Annotated in this window: 25 protein-coding genes; 22 read left to right on the forward strand and 3 right to left on the reverse strand. The window is 69.0% G+C overall.

The genetic code is table 11. From position 1 onward, the window contains the following. Window positions 1-67 precede the first annotated feature (67 nt). Complete coding sequence (locus IG75_RS0134620; RefSeq protein WP_030525576.1) at window positions 68-1,303, forward strand: sensor histidine kinase; 1,236 nt, start codon at window positions 68-70, stop codon at window positions 1,301-1,303. Continuing rightward, window positions 1,300-1,989: a response regulator transcription factor gene (locus tag IG75_RS0134625; protein WP_030525577.1), complete on the forward strand. Its 690-nt coding sequence runs from the start codon at window positions 1,300-1,302 to the stop codon at window positions 1,987-1,989. The genes IG75_RS0134620 and IG75_RS0134625 overlap by 4 nt, the downstream gene beginning before the upstream one ends. 197 nt (window positions 1,990-2,186) lie before the next feature. Here IG75_RS0134625 and IG75_RS0134630 read toward each other — a convergent pair whose 3' ends face one another. Further along, window positions 2,187-3,053: a DUF3109 family protein gene (locus IG75_RS0134630; RefSeq protein ID WP_245713463.1), complete on the reverse strand. Its 867-nt coding sequence runs from the start codon at window positions 3,051-3,053 to the stop codon at window positions 2,187-2,189. A gap of 128 nt (window positions 3,054-3,181) precedes the next feature. Here IG75_RS0134630 and IG75_RS36835 point away from each other — a divergent pair, with 128 nt between their 5' ends. From IG75_RS36835 to IG75_RS0134670, 9 genes are all read left to right on the forward strand, one after another. After that, a complete protein-coding gene (locus IG75_RS36835; protein WP_030525579.1) occupies window positions 3,182-4,210 on the forward strand; it encodes a Ppx/GppA family phosphatase in 1,029 nt (342 codons plus the stop codon). Next, a complete protein-coding gene (locus IG75_RS0134640) occupies window positions 4,207-5,988 on the forward strand; it encodes a hypothetical protein (protein ID WP_030525580.1) in 1,782 nt (593 codons plus the stop codon). Before IG75_RS36835 ends, IG75_RS0134640 begins: the two co-directional genes overlap by 4 nt. A gap of 11 nt (window positions 5,989-5,999) precedes the next feature. Then, a complete protein-coding gene (locus tag IG75_RS0134645; protein ID WP_051715543.1) occupies window positions 6,000-6,926 on the forward strand; it encodes a sugar phosphate isomerase/epimerase family protein in 927 nt (308 codons plus the stop codon). 243 nt (window positions 6,927-7,169) lie between these two features. Further along, on the forward strand, window positions 7,170-8,072 hold the full coding sequence (locus IG75_RS0134650; protein WP_030525582.1) for a thioesterase family protein: 903 nt from the start codon (window positions 7,170-7,172) through the stop codon (window positions 8,070-8,072). A 52-nt stretch (window positions 8,073-8,124) separates the two neighbouring features. Further along, a complete protein-coding gene (gene proC / locus IG75_RS0134655; protein ID WP_030525583.1) occupies window positions 8,125-8,943 on the forward strand; it encodes a pyrroline-5-carboxylate reductase in 819 nt (272 codons plus the stop codon). Window positions 8,944-9,088: 145 nt separating this feature from the next. Continuing rightward, window positions 9,089-9,337 carry a helix-turn-helix domain-containing protein gene (locus tag IG75_RS0134660; RefSeq protein ID WP_030525584.1) on the forward strand — a complete coding sequence of 83 codons (249 nt, stop codon included), beginning with the start codon at window positions 9,089-9,091 and terminating at the stop codon, window positions 9,335-9,337. Between the two features lie 201 nt (window positions 9,338-9,538). Beyond that, window positions 9,539-9,640: a 30S ribosomal protein bS22 gene (locus IG75_RS38730; RefSeq protein WP_003402602.1), complete on the forward strand. Its 102-nt coding sequence runs from the start codon at window positions 9,539-9,541 to the stop codon at window positions 9,638-9,640. 187 nt (window positions 9,641-9,827) lie between these two features. Further along, the gene (locus IG75_RS0134665) at window positions 9,828-10,901 is read left to right on the forward strand and encodes an NAD-dependent epimerase/dehydratase family protein (protein WP_030525585.1); all 1,074 of its coding nucleotides are present in this window, start codon (window positions 9,828-9,830) and stop codon (window positions 10,899-10,901) included. After that, on the forward strand, window positions 10,898-11,911 hold the full coding sequence (locus tag IG75_RS0134670) for a lysophospholipid acyltransferase family protein (RefSeq protein ID WP_030525586.1): 1,014 nt from the start codon (window positions 10,898-10,900) through the stop codon (window positions 11,909-11,911). Before IG75_RS0134665 ends, IG75_RS0134670 begins: the two co-directional genes overlap by 4 nt. 27 nt (window positions 11,912-11,938) lie before the next feature. Here the strand turns inward: IG75_RS0134670 and IG75_RS0134675 are convergent, their stop codons facing one another. Next, window positions 11,939-12,961 carry an HAD family hydrolase gene (locus IG75_RS0134675; RefSeq protein ID WP_030525587.1) on the reverse strand — a complete coding sequence of 341 codons (1,023 nt, stop codon included), beginning with the start codon at window positions 12,959-12,961 and terminating at the stop codon, window positions 11,939-11,941. Between the two features lie 107 nt (window positions 12,962-13,068). Between IG75_RS0134675 and IG75_RS0134680 the strand changes: the two genes are divergently transcribed. From IG75_RS0134680 to IG75_RS0134725, 9 genes are all read left to right on the forward strand, one after another. Continuing rightward, window positions 13,069-13,332, forward strand: a complete 264-nt coding sequence (locus IG75_RS0134680; protein ID WP_030525588.1) for a glutaredoxin family protein — start codon at window positions 13,069-13,071, stop codon at window positions 13,330-13,332. A 248-nt stretch (window positions 13,333-13,580) separates the two neighbouring features. Next, a complete protein-coding gene (locus IG75_RS0134685; protein ID WP_030525589.1) occupies window positions 13,581-14,552 on the forward strand; it encodes a redox-sensing transcriptional repressor Rex in 972 nt (323 codons plus the stop codon). Beyond that, a complete protein-coding gene (locus IG75_RS0134690; protein ID WP_030525590.1) occupies window positions 14,549-15,976 on the forward strand; it encodes a glutamyl-tRNA reductase in 1,428 nt (475 codons plus the stop codon). Before IG75_RS0134685 ends, IG75_RS0134690 begins: the two co-directional genes overlap by 4 nt. Beyond that, window positions 15,973-17,115: a hydroxymethylbilane synthase gene (gene hemC / locus IG75_RS0134695; RefSeq protein WP_030525591.1), complete on the forward strand. Its 1,143-nt coding sequence runs from the start codon at window positions 15,973-15,975 to the stop codon at window positions 17,113-17,115. Before IG75_RS0134690 ends, hemC begins: the two co-directional genes overlap by 4 nt. Next, window positions 17,112-18,674 carry a bifunctional uroporphyrinogen-III C-methyltransferase/uroporphyrinogen-III synthase gene (locus tag IG75_RS0134700; RefSeq protein ID WP_030525592.1) on the forward strand — a complete coding sequence of 521 codons (1,563 nt, stop codon included), beginning with the start codon at window positions 17,112-17,114 and terminating at the stop codon, window positions 18,672-18,674. Before hemC ends, IG75_RS0134700 begins: the two co-directional genes overlap by 4 nt. Window positions 18,675-19,372: 698 nt before the next feature. Next, window positions 19,373-20,350 carry a porphobilinogen synthase gene (hemB, locus tag IG75_RS0134705; protein WP_030525593.1) on the forward strand — a complete coding sequence of 326 codons (978 nt, stop codon included), beginning with the start codon at window positions 19,373-19,375 and terminating at the stop codon, window positions 20,348-20,350. 8 nt (window positions 20,351-20,358) lie between these two features. Continuing rightward, complete coding sequence (locus IG75_RS0134710) at window positions 20,359-20,847, forward strand: hypothetical protein (RefSeq protein WP_156059382.1); 489 nt, start codon at window positions 20,359-20,361, stop codon at window positions 20,845-20,847. Window positions 20,848-21,198: 351 nt separating this feature from the next. After that, the gene (locus IG75_RS0134720) at window positions 21,199-21,714 is read left to right on the forward strand and encodes a hypothetical protein (protein WP_051715549.1); all 516 of its coding nucleotides are present in this window, start codon (window positions 21,199-21,201) and stop codon (window positions 21,712-21,714) included. A 63-nt stretch (window positions 21,715-21,777) separates the two neighbouring features. Then, entirely contained in the window at window positions 21,778-22,026 is a 249-nt protein-coding gene (locus tag IG75_RS0134725) for a hypothetical protein (protein WP_030525596.1), read from the forward strand. 9 nt (window positions 22,027-22,035) lie between these two features. On the opposite strand, the gene IG75_RS0134730 is transcribed toward IG75_RS0134725, so the two are convergent. After that, a complete protein-coding gene (locus IG75_RS0134730; protein WP_051715552.1) occupies window positions 22,036-22,431 on the reverse strand; it encodes a hypothetical protein in 396 nt (131 codons plus the stop codon). A 170-nt stretch (window positions 22,432-22,601) separates the two neighbouring features. Here IG75_RS0134730 and hemL point away from each other — a divergent pair, with 170 nt between their 5' ends. Both hemL and IG75_RS0134740 read left to right on the forward strand, forming a co-directional pair. After that, on the forward strand, window positions 22,602-23,936 hold the full coding sequence (gene hemL, locus IG75_RS0134735; protein WP_051715566.1) for a glutamate-1-semialdehyde 2,1-aminomutase: 1,335 nt from the start codon (window positions 22,602-22,604) through the stop codon (window positions 23,934-23,936). A 119-nt stretch (window positions 23,937-24,055) separates the two neighbouring features. Next, entirely contained in the window at window positions 24,056-24,727 is a 672-nt protein-coding gene (locus tag IG75_RS0134740) for a histidine phosphatase family protein (protein WP_051715570.1), read from the forward strand. Window positions 24,728-24,816 lie beyond the last annotated feature (89 nt).

Here is a 24,816-nt window from a genome sequence, read left to right on the forward strand (position 1 = left end):
CGTGACCTGCACGAAACTTCACCGACCCCGGGTTTGTTTACGCGTCGTCGACCGTACGATTCTTGATGTGAGCGTTCCCCAGGCCGTACTGCTGGCAGTCCTGGCGGCTGTTGTCGGACTGGCCGTCGGTGGACTCGTCATCCCCTATATGAACGCTCGGCAGGCGCAGCGCCGGCAAGCCGACTCCGGTCTCACGATGTCGCAGGTTCTCGACCTGATCGTGCTGGCCTCGGAAAGCGGTATCGCCGTGGTGGACGAGTACCGCGATGTCGTACTGGTCAATCCGCGTGCCGAAGAACTCGGCCTGGTCCGCAACCGGCTGCTCGACGAGCGGGCGTGGGCGGCGGTGGAGAAGGTCCTGGCGACCGGCGAAACGGCGGAGTTCGACCTCACGGCCGATAAACCGACACCCGGCCGGGGCCGGATCGCGGTCCGCGGCCTCGCGCGGCCACTGTCCCCGGAGGAGACCAACTTCACGGTGCTCTTCGCCGACGACGATTCCGAGCAGGCCCGGATGGAGGCGACCCGCCGCGATTTCGTCGCCAATGTGAGCCATGAGCTCAAAACCCCCGTGGGGGCGATGAGCCTGCTGGCCGAGGCCCTGCTGGAGACCGCGGACGATCCCGAGGCGGTCCGGCATTTCGGTCAGCGCGTGCTGGCCGAATCCAGCCGCCTCGGGAAGATGGTCACCGAACTGATCGCGTTGTCGCGGCTCCAGGGGGCCGAGAAACTCCCCGAACTCGAGGTCGTCGACGTCGACACGGTGGTCAACCAGGCGGTGGACCGGTCCCGGACCGCGGCCGAGGCCGCCGGGATCACGGTCAGCACCGACCGGCCCAGCGGGCTCGAGGTGCTCGGCGACGAAACGCTGCTCATCACCGCGCTCTCGAATCTGGTCGAGAACGCCATCGCCTACTCGCCGCGCGGCTCCCATGTATCGGTGAGCCGGTCGGTCCGCGGCGCCTACGTGGCGATGGCGGTGACCGACCGCGGCATCGGTATCGCCAAGGACGATCAGGAGCGGGTTTTCGAACGCTTCTTCCGTTCCGACAAGGCGCGCTCCCGCGCCACCGGCGGTACCGGACTCGGCCTGGCTATCGTGAAACACGTGGCCGCCAACCACAACGGTGAGATCACCCTGTGGAGCAAGCTCGGCACCGGCTCGACATTCACGCTGCGCATACCCGCGCATCAGGAGGCCGACGGCACCGCCGCCGCCGGTCCGCCCGTGCTGACCAAAAGAGAAACCAGCCCGCGCCCCTCGGGCCCGGGCCGAACGAACGGTGTGGAGGCACGCAGATGACCAGTGTGTTGATCGTCGAGGACGAGGAGTCGCTGGCCGATCCACTCGCCTTCCTGCTCCGTAAGGAAGGTTTCGAGGTCACGGTCGTGGGAGACGGTCCCTCGGCGCTCGCCGAATTCGATCGCTCCGGCGCCGATATCGTCCTGCTCGACCTGATGCTGCCCGGGATGAGCGGCACCGACGTCTGCAAACAGCTGCGCACCCGCAGCGGGGTGCCGGTCATCATGGTGACCGCGCGTGACAGCGAGATCGACAAGGTGGTGGGGCTCGAACTCGGCGCCGACGACTACGTCACCAAGCCCTACTCGGCGCGGGAACTGATCGCCCGTATCCGGGCCGTACTGCGCCGCGGCGCCGGTGACGAACTGGACTCCAACAGCGAGAACGGTGTTTTGGAGGCGGGTCCGGTACGGATGGACGTGGACCGGCACACCGTGCTGGTGAACGGCAAACCGGTGACCCTGCCGCTGAAAGAATTCGATCTGCTCGAATATCTGCTCCGCAATTCGGGCCGGGTACTGACGCGCGGCCAGCTCATCGACCGGGTGTGGGGCGCGGACTACGTCGGCGACACCAAAACCCTCGATGTGCACGTGAAACGGCTGCGGTCGAAGATCGAGGCCGATCCGGCCCGGCCCGAACACCTGGTCACCGTGCGCGGGCTGGGATACAAACTCGAGGCCTGACCGGGCGGTTCAGGAGCGCGTTCGGGTCACCGAGTGGGACGAACGCGGTCGTCCCACCGGTGAACTGCCGCGGGTCGGCCGTGGGCCGGGCGCCCGCGCTGCCGGCCCCCGCCGCGCAGGTGAGGTCGATGATCGGCAGCGCCGTCGTACCGGCCGGCCATCGCGTCCAGGGGCTCCGCACCCATGCTGTGCTCCCGTTATCGCAGGTCGAGTCCAAGTATCCGGGTGGGTCGGGCCGCCCGGCCGTTCTCCTCGGCCTCCTTGGCCAGAGCCTTGCGTCGCGCCCGGGTGGTCGCGGGATGCTCCGCGCCGACCCCGGACCCCGGACGGCTCTGCAACTGTCGTTCGAGTTCTCGGTAGGCGGGCTCGCCGATCAATTCGATCAGTTCGGCGCGGTAGGTCTGCCAGACCGGCCGTTCCCCGATATGGGCATCGGGCGATCCGGAGCAGTACCAGTCCAGATCCACCCCGCCCGGGCCCCAGCCGCGCCGGTCGTACTCGGTGATGACGGTCCGCAGGATCTGCACACCGTCGGGTCGGTCCACCCATTCCTGGGTTCGGCGGATGGGTAGCTGCCAGCACACATCCGGTTTCACGGTATGTGGTTCCAGGCCCCGGCGCGCGGCCATGACATGCAGGGCGCACCCCGGGCCGCCGGCGAAATCCGGCCGGTTCTGGAATATGCACGCCCCGTCGACCCGGCGGGTGCGCTCGGCGGGCTCACCGTCGAGCTCGTCGGTTTCCAGATAGGTCTTGCGGCTGATCTTGCCGTGCTCGTCGCGCGCCTGGTCCATCAGCTGCCAGTCCTCGGCGGTCAGCATCTTCACCGCCCGGCGCAGCCGTTTGCGATCGTCGGAGTCGGACAGGAACGCGCCGTGTGTGCAGCACCCCGCATCCGGCATATCGGACAGGATGCCCTGGCAGGCGGGTGTCCCGAACACGCAGGTCCAATGAGAGGTAAGCCAGGTGAGATCGGCCGCGATCAGATGTTCCTCGTCGGCGGGGTCGACGAACTCGAGCCACTCGCGCGGGAAGTCGAGTGGTACTTCCCGGCTCGGCCGCATCTTCGGCATCGGAAGATCGGTCGGAGCGGGGACGGAGTCGTTCGAGGCAGCGCCTGACGTCACAACCCTCAACGCTAACACCACAACCGGGTCGCCTGGCGTTCAGGTACACCAAGTAACGTGTCCGTGTGCGTCTAGGTGTCCTCGATGTCGGAAGCAACACCGTTCACCTGCTGGTGGTGGACGCGCATCGGGGTGGCCATCCCATGCCCATGAGCTCCACGAAGGAGTCGCTGCGGCTGTCGGAGAACATGGACGACAGGGGCCGGATCACCACGGCCGGCGCCCAGAAACTGGTCGATACGGTGGCCGATCTGGCGAATCTCGCCGCCGCGTCGGGATGTGTGGAACTGATGGCCTTCGCGACCTCCGCGGTACGTGAGGCCACCAACTCCGACGAAGTCCTGGGGCGGGTGCGCGCCGAGACCGGGGTGGACCTGCGGGTGCTGGCCGGAGTCGACGAGGCCCGGCTGACCTTCCTGGCGGTGCGCCGCTGGTACGGCTGGAGCGCGGGCCGGATCATCAACCTCGATATCGGCGGCGGCTCGCTGGAAGTGAGCAGCGGCGTGGACGAGGAACCGGAGGTCGCGCTGTCGCTGCAGTTGGGGGCCGGCCGGCTGACCCGCAAATGGTTACCGGAGGACCCGCCGAGCAAACGGCGCATCGGCATCCTCCGCGATTGGCTCGCCGCCGAGATGGTGGATCCGGCCAAACAGCTCGCCGAAGCGGGTAAGCCCGATCTGGCGGTGGGGACCTCCAAAACCTTCCGCTCGCTGGCCCGGCTCACCGGCGCGGCGCCCTCGGGCGCCGGTCCCCGGGTCCGCCGGACACTGACCGGTTCGGGCCTGCGCCAGTTGATCGCGTTCATCTCCAGGATGACCGCCTCCGATCGTGCCGAACTGGAAGGTGTCAGCGCCGATCGATCCCAGCAATTGGTGGCGGGAGCGCTCGTGGCCGAGGCCGCCATGCGCGCGCTTTCCCTGGATACGCTGGAAATTTGTCCGTGGGCGCTGCGCGAAGGGCTGATTCTGCGCAAACTGGATACCGATATGGATGGTGGACCACTGACAACGAACACGCCGAACGCGGCCGCCGGGAACGGTTCGACGCCCGGCGGCGCGACGTCGGCGGGCCCGATCGAAACGGTGCCTTCATGAGCAGGAACTCCAATCAACTGTCGGTAGCCGAGCTGCTGGCCCGCAACGGCGCGGAGCCGGCCGCCGGCGGCGGCCGGCGACGGCGCGGCGGGCGCGGGCTCTCGGTCGACGACCTGTCCGGCGATATACCGGCCGTCGAACGCAACGGTTCGGCCCATGCGGCTCCCGACGAGGCCGACGAGGAGTACTCCGCCGCCGCGGCGGGCGATCCGGCCGGCAACGGCTTCGATGCGCAGAGTTATGGGGGCGAGCAGGTTTCGTATGCCGCCCCGGATCCGAACAACTCGCCGATGTCGGGCCCGATCACCGTCTACAACCCGCTGGAGCCGTACGCGCCGGGCCCCGCCGCGGACGGCGCCCCCGCGCGGCTGGGTGATCCGGACCCCTATGCGAGCGACCGGGAACAGTTCCCGCCCGCGGCGGAGGCACCGGGCCGTGGCGGTCGCCGGCGCCGCGCGGAACCGGACGACGATTTCGCCGCTTTCGCGGACGACCCGGGCGCCGGGACCCCGCCGAATCAGTCCTGGGAGACCGGTCCGCCGACGCCCGGTGGCGGGCGGGCCGCGCGCCGGCGCGCCGCGGAAGCCGCCGAAGCCGCGGCCGCGGCGGAGTCCGTCGCGCCCGCCGAGCCGGATACTTCCGCGGATTATGACCTTCCGCCCGGGCCCGGTGCTTTCGGCCGGTCGCCCGCTCCGGACTTCGGCGGGCCGGACCCCGGTTCGCCCTGGCCGAGGCAGGGCTTCGACGGGCCGCCTCGGCTGGGTCCGCCCGGTGCCGCGCCGCCGACCGAGGCATGGCAGGCGACCGAACCACCGGCCGATGATCAGCGACCCAAGCTGGAGCGCCGCCGTCGCGGTGCGCGGCCGCTGCCGGAGCCGGCTCCCTTCACGGAATCGCCCGACCAGCCGAACGGGGACCAGACCACCGTCGTATGGTCGCCGGCCGAGCAGGGTATGCGGTTACGCGCCGGACTACAGGGGCTGGAGACGCCGGCGCACGACGCGCCCGATTTCGGTGGCCCGGGTGTCCGCACCGGCCGGCCGGCCGGTGCGATGCCCCCGCCGCCCGCCCGGGATTTCGGGCCGGATCAGGGCTTCGGCGCCGATCCGGGTTTCGCCCCCGACCCGGGTTACGGCCCCGATCAGGGTTACGGCCCCGATCAGGGTTACGGCCCCGAGCAGGGTTACGGTCCCGAGCAGGGTTACGGTCCCGACCCCCAATACGATCCGGACCCCGGCTTCGCGAAGACGGATATCTTCGCCACCGATGTACACGGCCCCATGCGGCCGCTTCCCGCCGCCTCGGGCGAGCACTACGAAACAGGTGAATTCGAACCGGATTTCGATCCGGACGCCGACGATTACGACGACTCCGAGGACACCGCCGGTGAGAACCGCCTGGGCCGTGCGCGTTCGGCGCTGAGCGGAAAATTCGGTGCCGCCGGGGACAAATTCGCCGCGACCAAGGCGAAATTCGGGGCAGGGGCGCGCCCCGCGGACCGCGAGACCACCGAAGATCCACGCAAACAATGGATCGTGCTCGGCGCGCAGAGTGTGGGCGCGGCGATCGCCGGGATGCTGGCGTTCAAGGGTTTCGAGATGCTGTGGGAGGGGCAGCCGCTCCTCGCGCTCGCGCTGGCGGTCGTGGTGATCCTGGGGCTCGTCGCACTGGTGCGGATCCTGCGGCGCGGCGACGATATGTTCAGTACCGTGATCGCTGTGGTCGTCGGTGTGTTCGTCACATTGGGTCCGCTGGCATTTCTACTCAGTACGGGCTGAGCGAGGCAGCAATGGCACGCAATTCTCCCGCGGCCGGCCCGCGGGACGACGGGCAGCGCCGCGGTATCAAGGTGGGGCTGTCGACGGCTTCGGTCTATCCGCAGAACACCGAGGCGGCCTTCCGCTACGCGGCCGAACTGGGTTACGACGGTGTCGAATTGATGGTCTGGGCCGAACCGGCCAGCCAGAGCATCACCACAGTACGCGGTTACGCGCGCAAGTACTCGGTGCCGGTACTCGCGGTGCACGCGCCCTGCCTGCTCATCTCCCAGCGGGTCTGGGGTGCCGACCCGGTGGCGAAACTGGAACGCAGTGTGCGCACGGCCGAGGCCCTGGGTGCCGATACCGTCGTGGTGCATCCCCCGTTTCGCTGGCAACGCCGCTATTCCGAGGGCTTCGCCGACCAGGTGAGCGAACTCGAAGAGGGCAGTTCGGTGGCTGTCGCGGTCGAGAACATGTTCCCCATGCGGGCCGATCGGCTCTTCGCCCGCCGGGCCCGCGATATCCAGCGCTTGGAACGCCGCGGCGGCCCCGGTCTGTCGCTCACCGCGTTCAGTCCCGGCTACGACCCCACCGAAATCGGGTTCCGTCACTACACCCTCGACCTGTCGCATACCGCCACCGCCGGCACCGATCCGCTGGCATTGGTCGCGCGAATGGGCCGGGGCCTGAGCCATCTGCATCTGGCCGACGGCCGCGGCGCCGCCCACGACGAACATCTGGTTCCCGGCGCGGGAACCCAGCCGTGCGCGGCGGTATGCGCCATGCTGGTCCGCAACGGGTTCACCGGCCACGCCGTGGCCGAGATCAACACCCAGGACGCCCGCACCACCGCGGCCCGTGCGGACATGCTGGACCGAACCCTCGAGTTCGCGCGGACCCACCTGAACCCGGCGCTCAGCTCCCACCCCGACTCCAGCCCGATCGAGACCCGTTGACCCGGTGCGGTATCCATGGCGGCGCGAACCATCGGGCGCGGACCGGAGGCGTATACGGATGTGCGTCTCGACCGTCCCGGGTAGGTTCACAGCGCTGTGAGTGCTCGATGATCGCCGGTTCCCGGGCGGCCGACCACACGCGCCCCTACCGGTCCGCCTGTACGCGGGCGAGTCCGCTGTACCAAGATTGACCGGCAGTATGCACCCGCGGAACGGTTACCGGGCCGAGGAGAAGGAGTACCGATGACGACGGAGACGGAACTGCACGCCGAGCTGGGTTCGGCGTCCACCGACGCCCCGTTCCGCCGGGTGTGTTCCCTAACCGAGCTCGCTGCCGACGAACCGGGCGACGGGCGCTATCGCGGCGTCATCGACGATATCTGGACGATCGGCCCGAAGGTGCACGGCGGAACCATGGTCGCCGGTTCGGCGGCGGCCGCGAGTCGCTGGCTGCGCACCGTGGAACCGGAGCGCGCGACCATGGCCCCGCTGTCGGGGAGTACCGATTTCCTCGGCGCCCCGGAGCCGGGCGAGGTGGTCTACGACGTGACGGTCCGCAAGGTGGGCCGCCAGATCTGCCTGGTGGATGTGACGCTGGTGCAGCGCGGCCGGCCGCTGGTCCGTACCGCGTTCACCTTCGGTCATCCGGACGGTCCGGAGCGGCCGCCGCTCTACACCCCGGAGCACACCGATCTGCCGGTGGAACCGACGGCGGACGCCATCGGCTACGAGGCGGGCTCCTCGATGGGCCGGATCGTGCACGTGGCCCGGGGTATGGACGCCTTCCTGGACCGGGAATGGGCGCGGTTCATCGACAACGCCCACGGCGAACCCCGGTTGCGGATGTGGCTGCGCCCGCGCCCGGCCGATCAGGCCGATCCCGAGATCGCGTCCTACATCGCGATGATGGCGGCCGATATGTGCCCGCCGGTCCCCACCAATCTCGGGTATTTCGGCTGGTCCCCGACCGTGCAGATGACCACCTATCTCCGGCGGCGGCCCGCGCCCGGCTGGTTGCGCATCGTCGCCACCACACACGAGGTCGGCGGTGGGATATTCGATTCCGACCAGATCGTGGTCGACTCCACCGGTGCCCTGGTGGCCCAGAGCCGCCAGTTGGCCCTGCTGCCCTCCCCGAAGAGGTGATTACGGGGCCCCGGGCCCCGCTGTCGAGAGCATGCCAAGAACAATGGCGCCCATGACACGAATTGCGGTGATCGGTGGCGGCCGGATCGGGGAGGCCCTCATTGCCGGCCTGCTGGAGGCCGGACGGGCCGTCAAGGACTTGGTGGTGGTCGAAACGCACACCGACCGGGCCGAGCTGCTCGCGGACCGGTTCGGGGTGCGGGTGACCGACGCGGTCGACGATGCCGCGGTGGGTGCCGATCTGCTCGTGGTCGCGGTGAAACCGGGCGATGTGGATGCCGTGCTCACCGAACTCGGTAAGGCCGACCTGGGCGGCGACCGTGATCAGATCCTGGTCTCGCTGGCGGCCGGGGTGCCGACGGCGCGGCTGGAGGCCAAACTACCCGCGGGATTCCCCGTGGTGCGGGTCATGCCGAATACCCCGATGCTGGTCGGTGAGGGTATGAGTGTGCTGGCCGGCGGCCGCTACGCCAAGGCAGAGCAGCTGGAGTTGGTCACCGACCTGCTGAGCACGGTGGGACAGACATGCGTCGTCGCCGAATCCCAGATGGACGCCGTGACCGCCGTATCGGGTTCCGGACCGGCGTATTTCTTCCTGGTTGTCGAGGCGATGGTCGAGGCGGGTGTTGGGCTGGGCCTGACCCGCGATGTCTCGGCGCAACTGGTCACTCAGACGATGCTCGGGTCGGCGGCCATGCTCGCGGAGTCGGGGCAGAGTGCGGTCGATCTGCGCGCGGCGGTCACCTCCCCGGCCGGTACCACCGCGGCGGCGGTGCGCGAGCTCGAGCGCGCGGGTCTGCGGTCGGCGTTCCTGGAGGCGCTGCACGCGGCCAAACAGCGTTCCGCCGAACAGGGCGCGACCACGGAATGACCTCCTGACCCCCAGCGTATGAACCTGATTTCTCACTCCCGTCGCAGTAATCCCACTGGTCCCGCTAAGCTTCAAGGAGCACGTGCGTGTCTGTTCCGCTGGTGGGGAAGCCGGCGGCGCGGACGTGCCGGAGGTCAGTGGTGCGATGATGTCTTCGAACAAGATGTCCGCTAACAGCGGCGGTGGTTCGTCGCCAGGACAATCAATACTCGGTGGTGGTACGCAATTCCTCACCGTCGCCGAGGTGGCGAATTTGATGAGAGTTTCCAAGATGACGGTGTACCGGCTGGTGCACTCGGGAGAGCTACCGGCGGTTCGTGTCGGGAGATCTTTCCGGGTACACGCCAAGGCGGTGCACGATTATCTGGAAACGTCCTATTTCGATGCCGGGTGAAGGCGGTTACCGGCCTGCGGGAGCGGGCCGGTAACATCAACGCTCGCTGTGTTGGATCGGCGGCACGCTGCGTCCCTTTCGGGGCCGCGCGGGGCCGCCGCCTCCAGGGCTGAGATTCAGCCGCGAGCAACCGGGCATACGACCGGACAGTTGACGTAAGCGAGCGCGAGACGCGCCGAGGAGAGAACGCGAGGACACCCTATGGGTTCTGTGATCAAGAAGCGCCGCAAGCGCATGTCGAAGAAGAAGCACCGGAAGCTGCTTCGTCGTACCCGCGTGCAGCGGCGCAAACTCGGCAAGTAAGCGCAACCGCGCAACGTCCTCGACGGAACCCGCTACCATTCGGTAGCGGGTTTCGTCGCGTTTCCATCAACTGAAATCGGGGTTAGGTCCCCGTTAAGAAGCCGGTGGTGGCTGCGCCGGTCGTTAGGCTGGTAGTCGGAACTATTGAGCGGGGGCTCGATGCTCGAGGTGGAACGGTCCGGTGCAGGTGGACACTGAAGCGAACGGCAGCTACAAGCCCAAGGTCGTACTGGTGACAGGCGCCAGTCGGTACTTCGGTGGCAATGTTGTGTGCCGGCTCGTCTCCGACCCCGGGATCGAGCGGGTCGTCGCGGTCGACGTACTCACCCCCGCACCGCCGCTGCGCCGCCGGATGGGGCGTGCCGAATTCGTGCGTGCCGATATCCGGAACCCGTTGATCCGCAAGGTTTTCGAGCGTTATCAGGTCGATACCGTGGTGCATACCGCGGTGCTGTCGCAGCCGCCTTCGGGCGGCGGGCGGGCCGCGATGAAGGATATGAACGTCCTCGGGGCGATGCAGTTGTTCGCCGTCTGCCAGAAATCGCCGACCGTGCGCCGGGTGGTGTCACGTTCCAGTTCCGGGGTATACGGGGGGAGTGCCAAGGATCCCGCGCAATTCACGGAGGAGATGAGCGCCCGCAGGCCACCATCGGGCTGGTTCGCCCGGGACATGATCGAGATCGAGGGCTTTGCCCGCGGTCTGGCCCGCCGCCGCCCCGATATCACCGTGCTCACGCTGCGCCTGGCGCCGATGGTCGGACCCGGCCTGGGTGCCCGGGCGGGGCAGCTGCTGCGTTCCCCGATCACCCCGACCGTGCTCGGCCGGGACGCGCGTATGCAGTTCCTGCACGAGGAAGATGCGGTCGCCGCCTTGGTGCACGCCGTCCGGCACGGCCCGGGCGGCACCTTCAATGTGGCCGGTGACGGCGTGCTCGCACTTTCCCAGGCGGTCCGTCGTTCCGGTCGGGTCGCAATGCCGGTACCCTGGTCGGTGTTCCGCACCGTCGGCCGGACACTGATGAGTCCGGTGATGCGTGATTTCAGTTCCGAACAGCTCGATTACTTTCTCTTCGGTTGTGGTCTGGACACGACGCGTATGCGCGGCGAACTCGGGTTCGAACCGCGCTGGACGACGGTACAGGCGTTCGACGACTTCACCGGGGGCGCAGCGTCGCGGCCCGTGGTCGATCCAGCGTGGATCGACGCCGCAGAAAACAAACTGCTCGGCCTCATCAAGGCCGGTACGGGAGCACATACATGAACGACGTCGCCAAAGTCATCAGACTGCAGGACCTCGCTACCGTGCCGCGGCCACGGCCCGCGACACGTAACTGGACCGGTTCTGCCGACCGGTCGGTGACCTCGCTGACCGACCGTCTCACCCCGCCCACACCCGCCGCGCCGCGCTCGGTCACCGATCTGATGCGCGACGCCCTCGGTAGGCAGATCGGGCGTACCGCCGAATTCGCCCGGCGCCGGCTCACCGGCGACTACCAGGTCGACGAATTCGGGTTCGACGAGCACCTACTCGAATCGGTACTGCTGCCGGCTCTGCGCCCGCTGGCCGACAACTGGTTCCGGGTGCAGACCAGTGGCATGGAGAACGTCCCCGAGGTCGGTGGTGCCCTGATCGTGGCCAACCACGCCGGCACGGTGCCCATCGACGGGCTCATGCTGCAACTCGCGGTGCACGACCACCACCCCAAACAGCGCGCCCTGCGCCTGCTGGCCGCCGATCTGGTCTTCGAGATGCCCATGCTGGGCACCCTGGCCCGTAAAGCCGGCCACACCCTGGCCTGCCGCCCCGATGCCGAACGGCTGCTGAGCGCCGGCGAACTCACCGGCGTGTTCCCCGAAGGTTTCAAGGGTGTCGGCAAGAAGTACGCCGACCGGTACAAACTGCAGCGATTCGGGCGCGGCGGATTCGTCGCCGCGGCGGTCCGCGCCGGAGTACCGATCATCCCGTGCTCGATCGTGGGCTCCGAAGAGATCTATCCGAAGATCGCCGATATCAAGCCGCTGGCCCGGCTCCTCGGCCTGCCCTACTTCCCGGTGACCCCCACCTTCCCGCATCTGGGCCCGCTGGGCGCGGTCCCGCTGCCCTCGAAGTGGTACATCGAGTTCGGTACCCCGATCAGCACCACCGAGTACCAGGCCGAGGACGCCGACGACCCCATGCTCATGTTCGAGGTCACCGACCAGGTCCGCGAAACGATTCAGCAGACCCTGTACAAACTGCTGGTCAGACGCCGCAACGCCTTTATGGGCTGACAGGTGGGTGGCGCGGCCACCCACCTCTTACTGCGCACTCCTGCGGCGGGTGACCGCGGCGGCGACCGCCCCGCCCGCGGCGCCCAGGGCGAGGGCGGTGGGCACCCCGATCTTGGCGGCTTTGCGGCCGGTGCGGAAATCACGGATCTCCCAGCCGCGGGCCTTGGCGACCTCGCGGAGATCGGAATCCGGGTTGATCGCCACCGCGGTTCCGGTGAGCGACAGCATGGGTACATCGTTGTGGCTGTCGGAGTAGGCGGTGCAGCGTTTGAGGTTGAGGCCCTCGCGGATGGCCAGGGCCCGGACGGCGTGCGCCTTACCGAGGCCGTGCAGGATATCGCCGACCAGACGGCCGGTGAATTTTCCATCGACACTTTCGGCCACGGTGCCCAGGGCCCCGGTCAGGCCGAGGCGTTTGGCGATCACCTGTGCGAGTTCGACGGGGGTGGCGGTCACCAGCCACACCTGCTGACCGGCGTCGAGGTGCATCTGCGCCAGCGCGCGAGTGCCGGGCCAGATCTTGTCGGCGATGATCTCGTCGTAGATTTCCTCGCCGAGCGCGGCGAGTTCGGCAGTGGACCGCCCGGCGATGAATTCCAGCGCCTTCTCTTTACCGGTGGCCATATCGGTGCTGCTCTCTTTGCCGGTGATCCGGAACTTCACCTGCTTCCACGCGATATCGACCAGGTCGGCGCTGCGAAAGTATTTGCGCGCGGCCAGGCCTCGGGCGAAATGCACGATCGAGGCGCCCTGCACCATGGTGTTGTCCACGTCGAAAAAAGCCGCCGCGGTGAGGTCGCGCGGGACCTCCGGCGGGGCGCCGACGGCCGCCCGCTCGGCGTCCTGCAGGGCCAGTGCGGCGTCCGCGCTGGCCTCACCGGCGACATTGGCGCGGACCTCCTCTTCGCTGGGCCCGAACGGGCTGCGCGAAATACGCGCCAGCTGCTCGGACAGGCCCTGTCCGAGCGGGCCCAGATTCCATCGGACCGGAAGTTCCCCGAACCGGCCCGCGATGAACCCGGATTTCCCCACCTTCGATCGTTCCGGCACCAGTACCTCCGCCTGTTCGCGCGAATCACGTCCACAGTAACCGGACGGCTGCCCCGAGACGCACTACAGCCCGCCGCGTCCGGTCCGCGGCGGGTTGAATAGCGGTCATGACGAACTCGACGACGCACGAGGTGACCCTGCTGACCCGCGCCGGTTGCGGTATGTGCGAGCGGGCGCTGGAACAGCTGCGGGTGATCTGCGCGGAATTCGGTATCGAGGCCGACAGCGTGGATGTGGACGCAGTCGCCGGCACGGACCCCGGACTGCGCGCCGAATACGGTGACCGGCTGCCGGTGGTGCTGCTCGACGGCCGGGAACACAGTTATTTCGATGTGGACGAGACCCGGTTGCGGGCCGATCTGAATCGTTGAGAGTGTCCGAATTCCGGCCGGGGATCGTACAAGGTCGGGTCGCGACACAAAATGAGGCGAATTTCACCGACTTTGTGCATGGGTTCACAAGCAGTTACGGTGGTGGCACGCGAGCCGCAGGCCGGGGCGAGTATCCGGCCGCCGGTAGCAGGTGAATCAACCCATATCCGACCCCGTCATCGGCGCATGGACCGCAACGGAGGTCGCCGAGCACCCGGGCCGCTTCGGCCCGGACGAGGAGCCAGGACGTGACAGAGCACCATGAGACGCGCGACGTCTCCGGCGATGCTCCCAACGTCACCACCCGCACACTGCAGAAGGGCATCCCCCAGGCTACGGTGGCGCGGCTGGCCACCTATCTCCGGGTGCTCGCCCTGCTGACCGATGACGGTGTGGCCATCGTATCCAGTGAGGAACTGGCTGTCGCGGCGGGTGTCAATTCCGCCAAACTGCGTAAGGACCTGTCCTTCCTGGGCCCCAACGGGGTTCGCGGGGTGGGCTACGACGTGGCGCGGCTGCGGGCCCGGATCGAAGATGTGCTCGGGCTGTCCGGTGGGCACCGGGTGGTCCTGGTCGGCGCCGGTAATCTCGGGCGTGCGCTGGTCGGCTATCGCGGCTTCCGGCGCCGCGGCTTCGCGGTGGTCGGAGTCTTCGACAACGACCCCGAGGTGATCGGCCGCGAGGTCGAGGGCCTGCGGGTACGTGACGCGGCCGGCCTCACCGACGGTATCGCGGTACTGCGCCCGACCATCGCGGTGATCGCCGTGCCCGACGACGCTGCCCAGCAGGTATGCGACGAACTGGTCGCCGCCGGGGTGCAATCCATCCTGAGTTTCGCGCTGTGCCCGCTGACCGCACCGCCGGGCGTCGAGTTACGCCGGGTGGATCTGGCGGTGGAGATGCAGATGCTCTCGTTCGAGCGGGTCCGCAACGCCGACCCGGAGGAGCCTGCCACCGGCCCGGATGACGGCGTGAACACCGTGGATGTGGCGGAGAACGCGCCCCGAGCGGCAAACGATCCCACGGCGGTCGGCGTTGCAAACGGTAGTGCCGTGCCGTCCGCTCACCCACTGAACGGCTCCGGCCGGATCGCTCGCCGGATGCCCGCGCATTCGACGCCGGGCTCCACCGGGCTGTCCCATTGTGCGGCGCAGGCCGCCCAGACGACCTCGCATACGGCAACGGAGCCAACCAGCAAGGGATCGGTGGTCACACCATGAGCGTTCTTCTCGTCGGGATCTCACATCGCAGCGCGCCCGTGGCGATGTTGGAGAAGGTGGCGATCACCGATACCGATCGGCCCAAGCTGATCGACCGCATGCTGGCCTCCAGCCATATCTCCGAAGCCATGATCGTCTCCACCTGCAACCGGGTGGAGATCTACGCGGTGGTCGACGCGTTCCACGGTGGTCTGGCCGATGTCGGTGAGCTGCTGACCGCCCATTCCGGGCTGCCGATGCCGGAGCTGACCCGGCACGCCTATGTGCGTTACAGCGAGGCCGCCGCCGAGCATCTGTTCGCGGTGGCCAGCGGGCTGGATTCGATGGTGGTCGGCGAGCAGCAGGTGCTCAGCCAGATTCGCAGCGCCTACACCACCGCCGACGCCCAGCAGGCCGTCGGCCGGACCCTGCACGAACTCTCCCAGCAGGCGCTGCGCGTCGGTAAACGGGTGCATTCGGAAACCGGCATCGACCGGGCCGGTGCCTCGGTGGTGTCGGTGGCCCTGGACCGGGCGACCACGGTTCTCGGACCGCTGGCCGGTCGTACGGCCGCGGTGATCGGCGCCGGTGCCATGGGCGGCCTGTCGGTCGCGCATCTGGCCCGCGCCGGGATCGGACGGATCCTGGTGGTCAACCGCACCATCGACCGGGCGCAGCGACTCGCCGCGACCGCTGAGTCACACGGCGTGGCGGCGCAGGCCTATGAACTGTCCCGGCTCACCGACGCGCTGTCGGTGGCCGACGTGGTGGTCACCTGCACCGGCGCGGTGGGGTCGGTGGTCACCCTGGCCGACGCGCACAATGCGCTGTCGGACCCCGATCGCGGGTCCGGCCGCCCGATGGTGTTCTGCGATCTGGGCCTACCTCGGGATGTGGACCATGCGGTGGCGGGGCTGCCCGGGGTCACGGTGATCGATATCGAGACCCTGCAGCACGACCCGGCCGCCGGTGCCGCGGCCGGCGATACCGCCGCCGCGCGTGCCATTGTCGCCGAGGAACTGGCCAAATACCTGGCCGGACAGCGTATGGCCGAGGTCACGCCGACCGTCGCCGCGCTGCGCCAGCGCGCCGCCGAGGTGGTGGAGGCCGAACTGCTGCGGTTGGATTCGCGGCTGCCGCGGCTGGCCGACCCCGAACGTGACGAGGTGGCCCGCACCGTGCGGCGGGTGGTGGACAAACTGCTGCACGCGCCGACGGTGCGGGTCAAACAACTGGCCAGCACCCCCGGCGGCGACAGCTACGCCGAAGCGCTGCGCGAACTGTTCGAACTGACACCCGGATCGGCCCAGGCGGTCGCTGCGCCCATGGAGATCAGCCGAGCCGAACACAACGGGGCCGGCTGGATGGGGCTGGACGGCGAAGTAGCCCTGGCCGACGATTTCACACCCGGCGGCCACGACGAGGAACAGGAGCAGTCGACATGACCATCCTGCAGGGCTCGGACGCGGCAGCGGTCGCGGGCGCCGGGGGGCCCGGAGCCGGCCGGCGTCCGTGGCGGATCGGCACCCGCGGCAGTCTGCTCGCGCGTACCCAGGCCGGTGACGTGCGGGACGCACTGATGGCGGCCGGGCAGCCGGCGGAGCTGGTGATCGTGGAAACACCGGGCGATCTGTCCGCCGACCCGGTCCAGGAGATCGGTGTGGGCGTGTTCACCAGTGCGCTGCGCGCCGAACTCGCCGCCGCGAACATCGATATCGCGGTGCACTCGTACAAGGACCTACCCACCGCCGGGGACGACCGTTTCGCCCTCGCCGCGGTACCCCCGCGCCAGGACCCGCGCGACGCGCTCGTCGCCCGCGACGGCCTGGTACTGGGTGAGCTACCACCGGGCGCGGTGGTCGGCACTTCCGCGCCGCGCCGGGTGGCGCAGCTGCTGGCCTTGGGTCTGGGCCTGGAGATCCGGCCGCTGCGCGGCAATCTCGACACCCGGCTGCGTCAGGTCGCCGAAGGCGAGCTGGACGCCGTCGTGGTCGCGCGTGCCGGATTGGCCCGGATCGGCCGGCTGGACGCCGTCACCGAAGCGCTGGAACCCGTGCAGATGCTGCCGGCGCCCGCGCAGGGTGCGCTGGCCGTCGAATGCCGCGCCGCCGACACAGACCTGATCGAGCTGCTCACCGTCCTCGACGACGCCGCCACCAGAACGGCCGTCACCGCGGAACGGGCGCTGCTCGCCGAACTCGAGGCGGGCTGCACCGCGCCCGTCGGAGCGATCGCCGAAATCGTCGAATCTCTGGACGACGACGGGCGCATCGTCGAGGAACTCTCGCTGCGCGGCTGTGCCGCCGCGCTCGACGGTTCCGATGTGATACGGGCCTCGACGGTGGGAGCACCGGCCGAGGCCGCCGAACTCGGCCGCGCACTGGCCCGCGAACTACTGGAGCTGGGCGCGCAGGAGCTACTCGCCGCCGAACCCGGCACCGCGGAACCGGACCTCGCGAGAGCCGGAGACAACACCACCCCGGTGGGAACGAGCACCGCCGCAGCGGAACCGAGCGCCGCTGCCGCGGGAACGAGCACCGCCACGGACTTCACCGAACCCAGTCCAATGGAGAACAACCGATGAGTCGAGCCAGCAAGAAGCATCCGGGGCGGATCCTGTTCGTCGGATCGGGCCCGGGGGACCCGGCATTGCTGACCACCCGATCGCGCGAAGTGCTGTGCCGGGCCACCCTCGCGTTCACCGATCCCGATGTGGACGCCGGAGTGCTCGCCCTGATCGGCACCGAGGTCGAACCGGAACCCGACGGGGAGCGCTCGGTCGATGTCCGGCCCGCCCTCGGTGAACCCGCCGAGGTCGCCAAAACGCTGATCGCCGAAGCCAAGGCCGGCCACGACGTGGTACGGGTGGTCTCCGGTGACCCGCTCACCACCGACGCGGTGATCGCCGAGGTCACCACGGTCACCCGTTCGCATATCGTCTTCGAGGTGCTGCCCGGGCTGCCCTCCGGTTCGGCGGTGCCCAGCTACGCCGGTATCGCGTTGGGCTCCGGTCACACCGAGGCCGATGTGCGTGGCGAAGTGGATTGGCCCGCCCTGGCCGCCGCGCCCGGACCGCTGGTGTTGCACGCCACCTCCGGCCATCTGGCCGAAACCGCGAGCGCCCTGGTGGAACACGGTATGGCCCCGCAGACCCCGGTCGCGGTCACCGTCCGCGGCACCACCCGCCAGCAGCGCACCATCGAAGCCACCCTGGCCACCCTGAACAGCGCCGCCTCCGAACTGGTCGGCCCGCTGGTGGTCACCATCGGCAAGGCGGTCGCGCAGCGGTCGAAGATGTCGTGGTGGGAGTCGCGCGCGCTGTACGGCTGGACCGTGCTCGTGCCGCGGACCAAGGACCAGGCCGGGGAGATGAGCGAACGGCTGGTCACCCACGGCGCCATCCCCAAGGAAGTGCCGACCATCGCGGTGGAACCGCCGCGCAGCCCCGCGCAGATGGAACGCGCGGTCAAGGGTCTGGTGGACGGTCGCTATCAGTGGGTGGTCTTCACCTCCACCAACGCCGTCCGTGCGGTCTGGGAGAAGTTCGCCGAATTCGGTCTCGACGCCCGCGCGTTCTCGGGCGTGAAGATCGCCTGCGTCGGCGAGGCCACCGCCGAGAAGGTGCGCTCCTTCGGTATCAACCCGGAACTGCTGCCCAGCGGGGAACAGTCCTCGCTCGGCCTGCTTGCCGACTTCCCGCCCTACGACGACGTATTCGATCCGGTGAACCGCGTCCTGTTGCCGCGTGCGGATATCGCCACCGAGACCCTGGCCGAAGGACTGCGCGAACGCGGCTGGGAGATCGACGATGTCACCGCCTACCGCACCGTGCGGGCCTCCCCGCCGCCCGCGGAAACCCGCGAGATGATCAAAACCGGCGGCTTCGACGCCGTGCTGTTCACCTCGAGCTCCACGGTCCGCAACCTGGTAGGTATCGCCGGAAAACCGCACGCCCGAACCATCGTGGCCTGCATCGGCCCGAAAACCGCCGAGACCGCGGTGGAATTCGGCCTGCGCGTCGACGTGCAGCCGGAGGTCGCCCAGGTGGGCGCGCTGGTGGAAGCGCTGGCCGAACACGCAGCCCGGCTCCGGGCGGAGGGACTTCTGCCGCCCCCGCGGAAGAAGAGCCGCCGCAGCCGGTAATCACCGAAGCTGTGTTTATTGGCGGCGCCTTCGGCGCCGCGGGGTCGAGGCCCCCTCGGTCCCGCCGTTCAGCGCCCGAGACTCGCGCTTCGCGCATGCGCTTCGGGTGCTGAACGACTGGACGGGCCTCGACCCTTTCAGGGCCTCGCTGAACTCGGCACCGACAGGTCGCTCCTGTTGGTGAAAGCGATCAGACGCCAGGCCGACCGGACGGTCAAGTCGGCATCCGACCCGAACATCGAATGCCGACGCAACCCGCATGCGTCGAGTTTTACGAGACACCTCGAAGGGTTGCGGCCCGTCTCGCCGTTTCGGCCTCGAAAGCGCATGAGCGAGGTTCGCGCCGGACCTTGTTGGCCCTCGTATCCGGACATCGCGAGTGCGCGCACCTTCCGCGATTCGGGGGTCGGTCGTCGCCTGATCCTCGCCCGCCTGCATCCGGCTATCGCGAGTAACCCGCTTCCCGTCTTCACGGGTAAACCCACACCTCACCCGCGAACGCCCCGCGTCCGGGTCCGCCGCCGGCCGTCATCCATCTTTCGCTGGTGAGCCCACCTTTCCTCGCCACCAGTGGCCGCTACGTCTGTTCACCCCTCGCTTCCTCGGGCATTGCCCCGGATCCCTCCCGGCCCCGCGAGGCCCTGCCCCCGGTCAGGGGCGCCGAACCCGTCTGTACCGGCACCCCTAGACTTCACACCATGAGCGGTATCGAGCGTCCGCGGCGCCTGCGGCGTACGCCGGCGTTGCGGCGGCTGGTGGCCGAGACCAGTCTGGAGCCGCGGCATCTGGTGTTGCCGATGTTCGTGGCGGATGGGTTGTCCGAGGCCCGGGAGATCGGTTCGATGCCCGGGGTGTTCCAGCATTCGCTGGATTCCCTGCGCAAAGCTGCCACCGAGGCCGTTTCGGCCGGTGTGGGCGGGCTGATGTTGTTCGGGGTGCCGAAGCCGGAGGACAAGGATCCGCTGGGGAGCGGCGCGACCGATCCGGAGGGCATCTTGAACCGGGGGTTGCGGGCGCTGGCCGCCGAGGTGGGGGATGCCACCGTGGTGATGGCCGATACCTGCCTCGACGAGTTCACCGACCACGGCCATTGCGGGGTGCTGGACGGTTCGGGTGCGGTCGACAACGACGCCACGGTGCGGCGGTATGTGGAGATGGCGCTGGCTCAGGCCGAGGCGGGCGCCGATCTGCTCGGTACGAGCGGGATGATGGACGGTCAGGTCGGCGCGATCCGGGAGGGGCTGGACGAGGCGGGCCGGACCGATACCGCGATCCTCGCCTACGCGGCCAAGTACGCGTCGGCGTTCTACGGCCCCTTCCGGGAGGCGGTGGCGTCGTCGCTGCAAGGCGACCGCCGGACCTATCAGCAGGACGCGGCCAACCGCCGGGAGTCGATCCGGGAGTTGGAGCTGGACCTGGAGCAGGGCGCCGATATCGTCATGGTGAAACCGGCCATGTCGTATCTGGATATCCTGCGCGAGGTGGCCGACCGTTCCCCGGTGCCCGTTGCGGCGTATCAGATTTCCGGGGAGTACTCGATGATCACGGCGGCGGCCGAGCGCGGCTGGATCGATCGCCGCGGCGCCGTGCTGGAATCGCTGACCGGTATCCGTCGCGCGGGCGCGGATATCGTGCTCACCTATTGGGCGACGGAGGCGGCGCTCTGGCTGTCATGACTCCGCCGGTGGATATTGTCACCGCGCGGCAACTGTGGTGGGGCGTAATCGGTTTGGGTGTGGGCCGGTTGTTCGTATCCTTGGCCGACACCCTGACCAACCGCGAGCGGTTCAGCGCGGACTTCCGGGAGCGGATGCAGGCGGCGGACCCGCAGATCACACCGGCGATGGTCGACCTGCTGGTCACGGTGGGGGCGGTGCTGGGCGTGATCCTGGGCCTGGCGGTCGCCGCGCTGGGTGTGCTGGTCGTGCATCAGCTCGGCAAGGGAAAGCTGTGGGCGCGGACCCTGCTGACCTTCGCCGGGGTCTGGCTGGTGATCTCCGGGGTGATCGCGCTGTTCTCCATCGGCGTGGTGGAGGGGACCGGGCCGGTGCTGTCCGGGGCGGCGTCCATTGTGCAGGCGGTGTTGGCCGGCGGTGCGATCTTTCTCTGCCAGCGCCCGGAAGCGGCGAAATGGTTTCTGCCGCGTGGACCCGGGGCTCCCGGGAATCGTTGAGAGCCGGAACCCGGCTCGCTGACCTGGGCGTTGTAACCGACAGCCGGCCAGTGGCCCATTCGGATAACGAACGTGGAGTTTGTTCCCGGTATTCCGCCATGTATGGTGAGGGCTGTCACAGAGGACATGCCAACCGGCGGCCTCGGGTACCCGGTCAGTAGGACGGGAAACCTGACCGTCCGGGGATCGGAGGCAATGATGCGAGTGGTGATCCAACAGCCACAGAGTATTCGGCGGGATATGCTCGTACTGACTCTTCTGGTCCTGTTCGGGGTCCTCACCGTCGCGGTTCTGCTGATTCCCGGCGTTATCGGCTGATCCGCGTGGCCCTCGTTTCCGGCCGGTTCGCCTATGCCTGATCGAGTGGATACCGCCCCGGAGGCCGGGGAGATTCTCTTCGTCGAGCCCGGAGCCCGCTGGCGGGCGGTCGCCTACGGCCCCCTGGTCTGCGCGCTGTTGCTGGCCGTGGAGATCGCGGCGGGCGTCACACCGCACTGGTTCGCCCTCATCTTCTGCGCCGTACTGATCAGTGGGTTCGCGGTATTGCAGGTGTATGCCGCCCGCACCCATGTCAGCGTCGAACTCACCGACGGCTTCCTGCGTAACGGTGCCGAGACGACACTGGTCGGGTCCATCGCCGCGGTGCTGCCGGTGGATGCCGACGAACCCTGGGAGAGCGGGCGAGCGCTCGGCGAACTGACCGGTGTACCGCGGCGGCGTACCGCGATCGGGTTGCGCCGCACCGACGGTGAACTGGTGCGCACCTGGGCCAAGGACCATCGCGCGCTGCGGTCGGCGTTGACCCGGGTGGTGGGCGTGCCCCCCGTCGAGGAGGATCGCGCACCGGATGCCGGTCGCGACGATTGATTATCGGGTCGCGGGCGGGCACGATCGGGTGATCGCGTCCGAGCCGCCGACCCGAGGAGACCTGTGAACCGTTCGCTCGTCCTACCGGCTGCCGATATCGCGCTGGCGGTTCTCGCGCTGGCGCTGGCCGCGCTCTGCTGGAACCTTGGCGTCCAGAACACCGATTTCCCGGCGACCGGCGATGTGCCCGCCTATACCGCGACCCGGTATGCAGGGCCGTGGTTGTTCCTGGCGATGCTGTTGGTGGCGGGTGCGGGTACCGCCGTCATCGATGCGGTCGCCCGGCTGGTCCGGGTGCCGCGGCGGGCCTGAACCGGCCGGTCAGCGCCACTGCTGATAGATATCGAACACCCGGCCGTGCGGTGCGCCGGGGACGTGGAAGAACACCAGCACCGAACCGCCGTTGTCGGCCGACTCCAGGATCACCTGGCGCAGCGACGCGTGGACGCCGCCGTTCTCGTCGCGGTAGAGACGGGTGTCACTGTCGAGTCCGGCGCCGATCTGGGAGGGCGGGATCACGTGGTCGACCAGGGCCGGGATCGGGCCCGCGGCCAGCGCCGCGGTTTCGGGCTGGTTCAACCGGAATCCGGCGCGCGCGTTGTCGGGGTCGACGACCGGTTCGGCGGCTGCCGCCGTACCCGCGCCGAGGCCGGTGACCAGGGCTCCGAGGGCGACCGAGACCAGAGAAAGAGCCGCAGTACTCCTGGCAATCTGCAAAACGACCTCCCCGGCCGATGATCCGCTGTGTGTTCCGATGCAGACAGAGACTACGCACTCGGGTCCTGACCCTGCTGTATTTGGCTTGGCCGGTGTGGTCGTGGCGGTGTATGTCACGTATGCGCACCCTGTCGTCGACGCCGGCGGAGGCGGCTGCCAAACTGGAGGCCGTGAGTTCTCTGCGCGTGGCCGGTACGGCGGTGCCGGCCTCCAGTCAGCTTTTCCAGCGAGCCGAAGCGGTTGTCCCCGGTGGTGTCAATTCCCCGGTGCGTGCCTTCGGCTCGGTGGGCGGCACGCCGAGGTTCATCACATCCGCCCGGGGCTGCCGGCTGACCGACGCCGACGGTAACGATTACGTCGATCTGGTGTGCTCCTGGGGGCCGATGATCCTCGGGCACGCCCATCCGGCGGTGGTCGAGGCGGTCCGCGAGGTCGCCGGATCGGGGTTGTCCTTCGGGGCGCCGACACCGGGCGAGGTGGAACTGGCCGAACTCATCGTCGAGCGGGTCGCTCCGGTGCAGAAGGTGCGGCTGGTGAATTCCGGGACCGAGGCGACCATGAGCGCGGTCCGGCTGGCGCGCGGGTACACCGGGCGCACCAAGATCATCAAATTCGCCGGGTGTTATCACGGCCACGTCGACGCGCTGCTGGCCGAAGCGGGTTCCGGGGTCGCGACATTCGCGCTGCCGACCTCGCCCGGCGTCACCGGGGCGCAGGCCGCCGACACCATCGTGGTGCCCTACAACGATCTGGACGCCGTGCGCGCCGCTTTCGAGGCGAACCCGGGCGAGATCGCCGCGGTGATCACCGAGGCCGCCGCCGGGAACATGGGCGCGGTGGCGCCGCTGCCCGATTTCAATGCCGGGCTGCGCCGGATCACCTCCGATCACGGGGCGTTGCTCATCATGGACGAGGTGATGACGGGTTTCCGGGTGAGCGCGGCCGGCTGGTACGGACTCGATCCGGTGGGCGCCGACCTCTACACCTTCGGCAAGGTGATGAGCGGCGGGCTGCCCGCGGCCGCGTTCGGCGGCCGCGCCGAGGTGATGGACCGGCTGGCCCCGCTGGGCCCGGTCTACCAAGCGGGCACCCTGTCCGGGAATCCGGTGGCCGTGGCGGCCGGGCTCGCGACCCTGCGCGCCGCCGACGACGCGGTGTACGCCGCGCTCGACCGCAACAGCGAACGGCTCGGGATTCTGCTCACCGACGCCCTCACCGGCGCGGGGGTCCCGCACCGGGTGCAGTTCGCGGGCAATATGGTCAGCGTGTTCTTCGCCGATGAACCGGTACTCGACTACGCCGCCGCCAAGGCGAGCGCGACCTGGCGCTACCCGGGCTTCTTCCATGCGCTGCTCGACGGCGGGGTGTACGCGCCGCCCAGCGCGTTCGAGGCCTGGTTCGTTTCGGCCGCGCTCGACGACGCCGCGTTCGACCGAATCGCCGCAGCCCTGCCCGCCGCCGCCGAAGCGGCCGCGAGCGCCACACCCGAAGGAAATCGCGCGTGAGCAAGTCCGACCCCGAGCGCGTATCCGCCGCCCCGGCAGACCGGGACGACCCGATATCCACCACCGGACCCGCCGGCCCCGCAGCGGAGACCGGCACCGATCTCGGCACACCGGGTGAGGTGGCCGCGACCGCGCCGTCGACCGGCGCCTCCGATGCCGAATCGGTGGAAACCATCGTGCATGTGCTGCGGCACGGTGAAGTGCACAATCCACGCGGGATCCTGTACGGCAGGCTGCCCGGTTTCGGTCTGTCGGTGACTGGGCGGGCGCAGGCCGGCGCGGTCGCGCGGGCACTGGCCGATCACGATATCGCCCTGGTCATCGCGTCGCCGCTGCAGCGGGCGCAGGAGACCGCCGAACCCATCGCGGGCCGGCACGGGCTGATCGTGCGCACCGACGAGAACCTCATCGAGGCCGGTAACACCTTCGAGGGGTTGCGGGTGTCGGTCGGGGACGGCGCACTGCGCAAACCCCGGCACTGGTGGAAACTCCGCGACCCGTTCACTCCGTCCTGGGGTGAGCCCTACCTGCAGATCGCGCACCGCATGCTGGCCGCGGTGAACAAGGCCCGGGTGGAGTCGGCCGGTCGTGAGGCGGTGCTGGTCTCCCATCAGCTGCCGGTGTGGACGCTGCGCCGGTTCCTGCAGGGCCAGCGCCTCTGGCATGATCCGCGCAGTCGGCAGTGTGGTCTGGCCTCGCTCACCTCGCTGGTGTATCGGGGCGACACGCTCGTCGATATCGTCTACTCCGAGCCGGCGGGTGGTTCGGATCCGACGGTGCATGGCGCATGAACGGTCAGCGTCCGGAGGCGGTAGCGCTGCGTGACCACGCAGGGCGCCCGTTCATGCGCCGGAAGGCAGAGCGCATGAACGGTCGGCGT

The organism is Nocardia rhamnosiphila NBRC 108938 (assembly GCF_000720425.1).
GTDB lineage: Bacteria > Actinomycetota > Actinomycetes > Mycobacteriales > Mycobacteriaceae > Nocardia > Nocardia rhamnosiphila.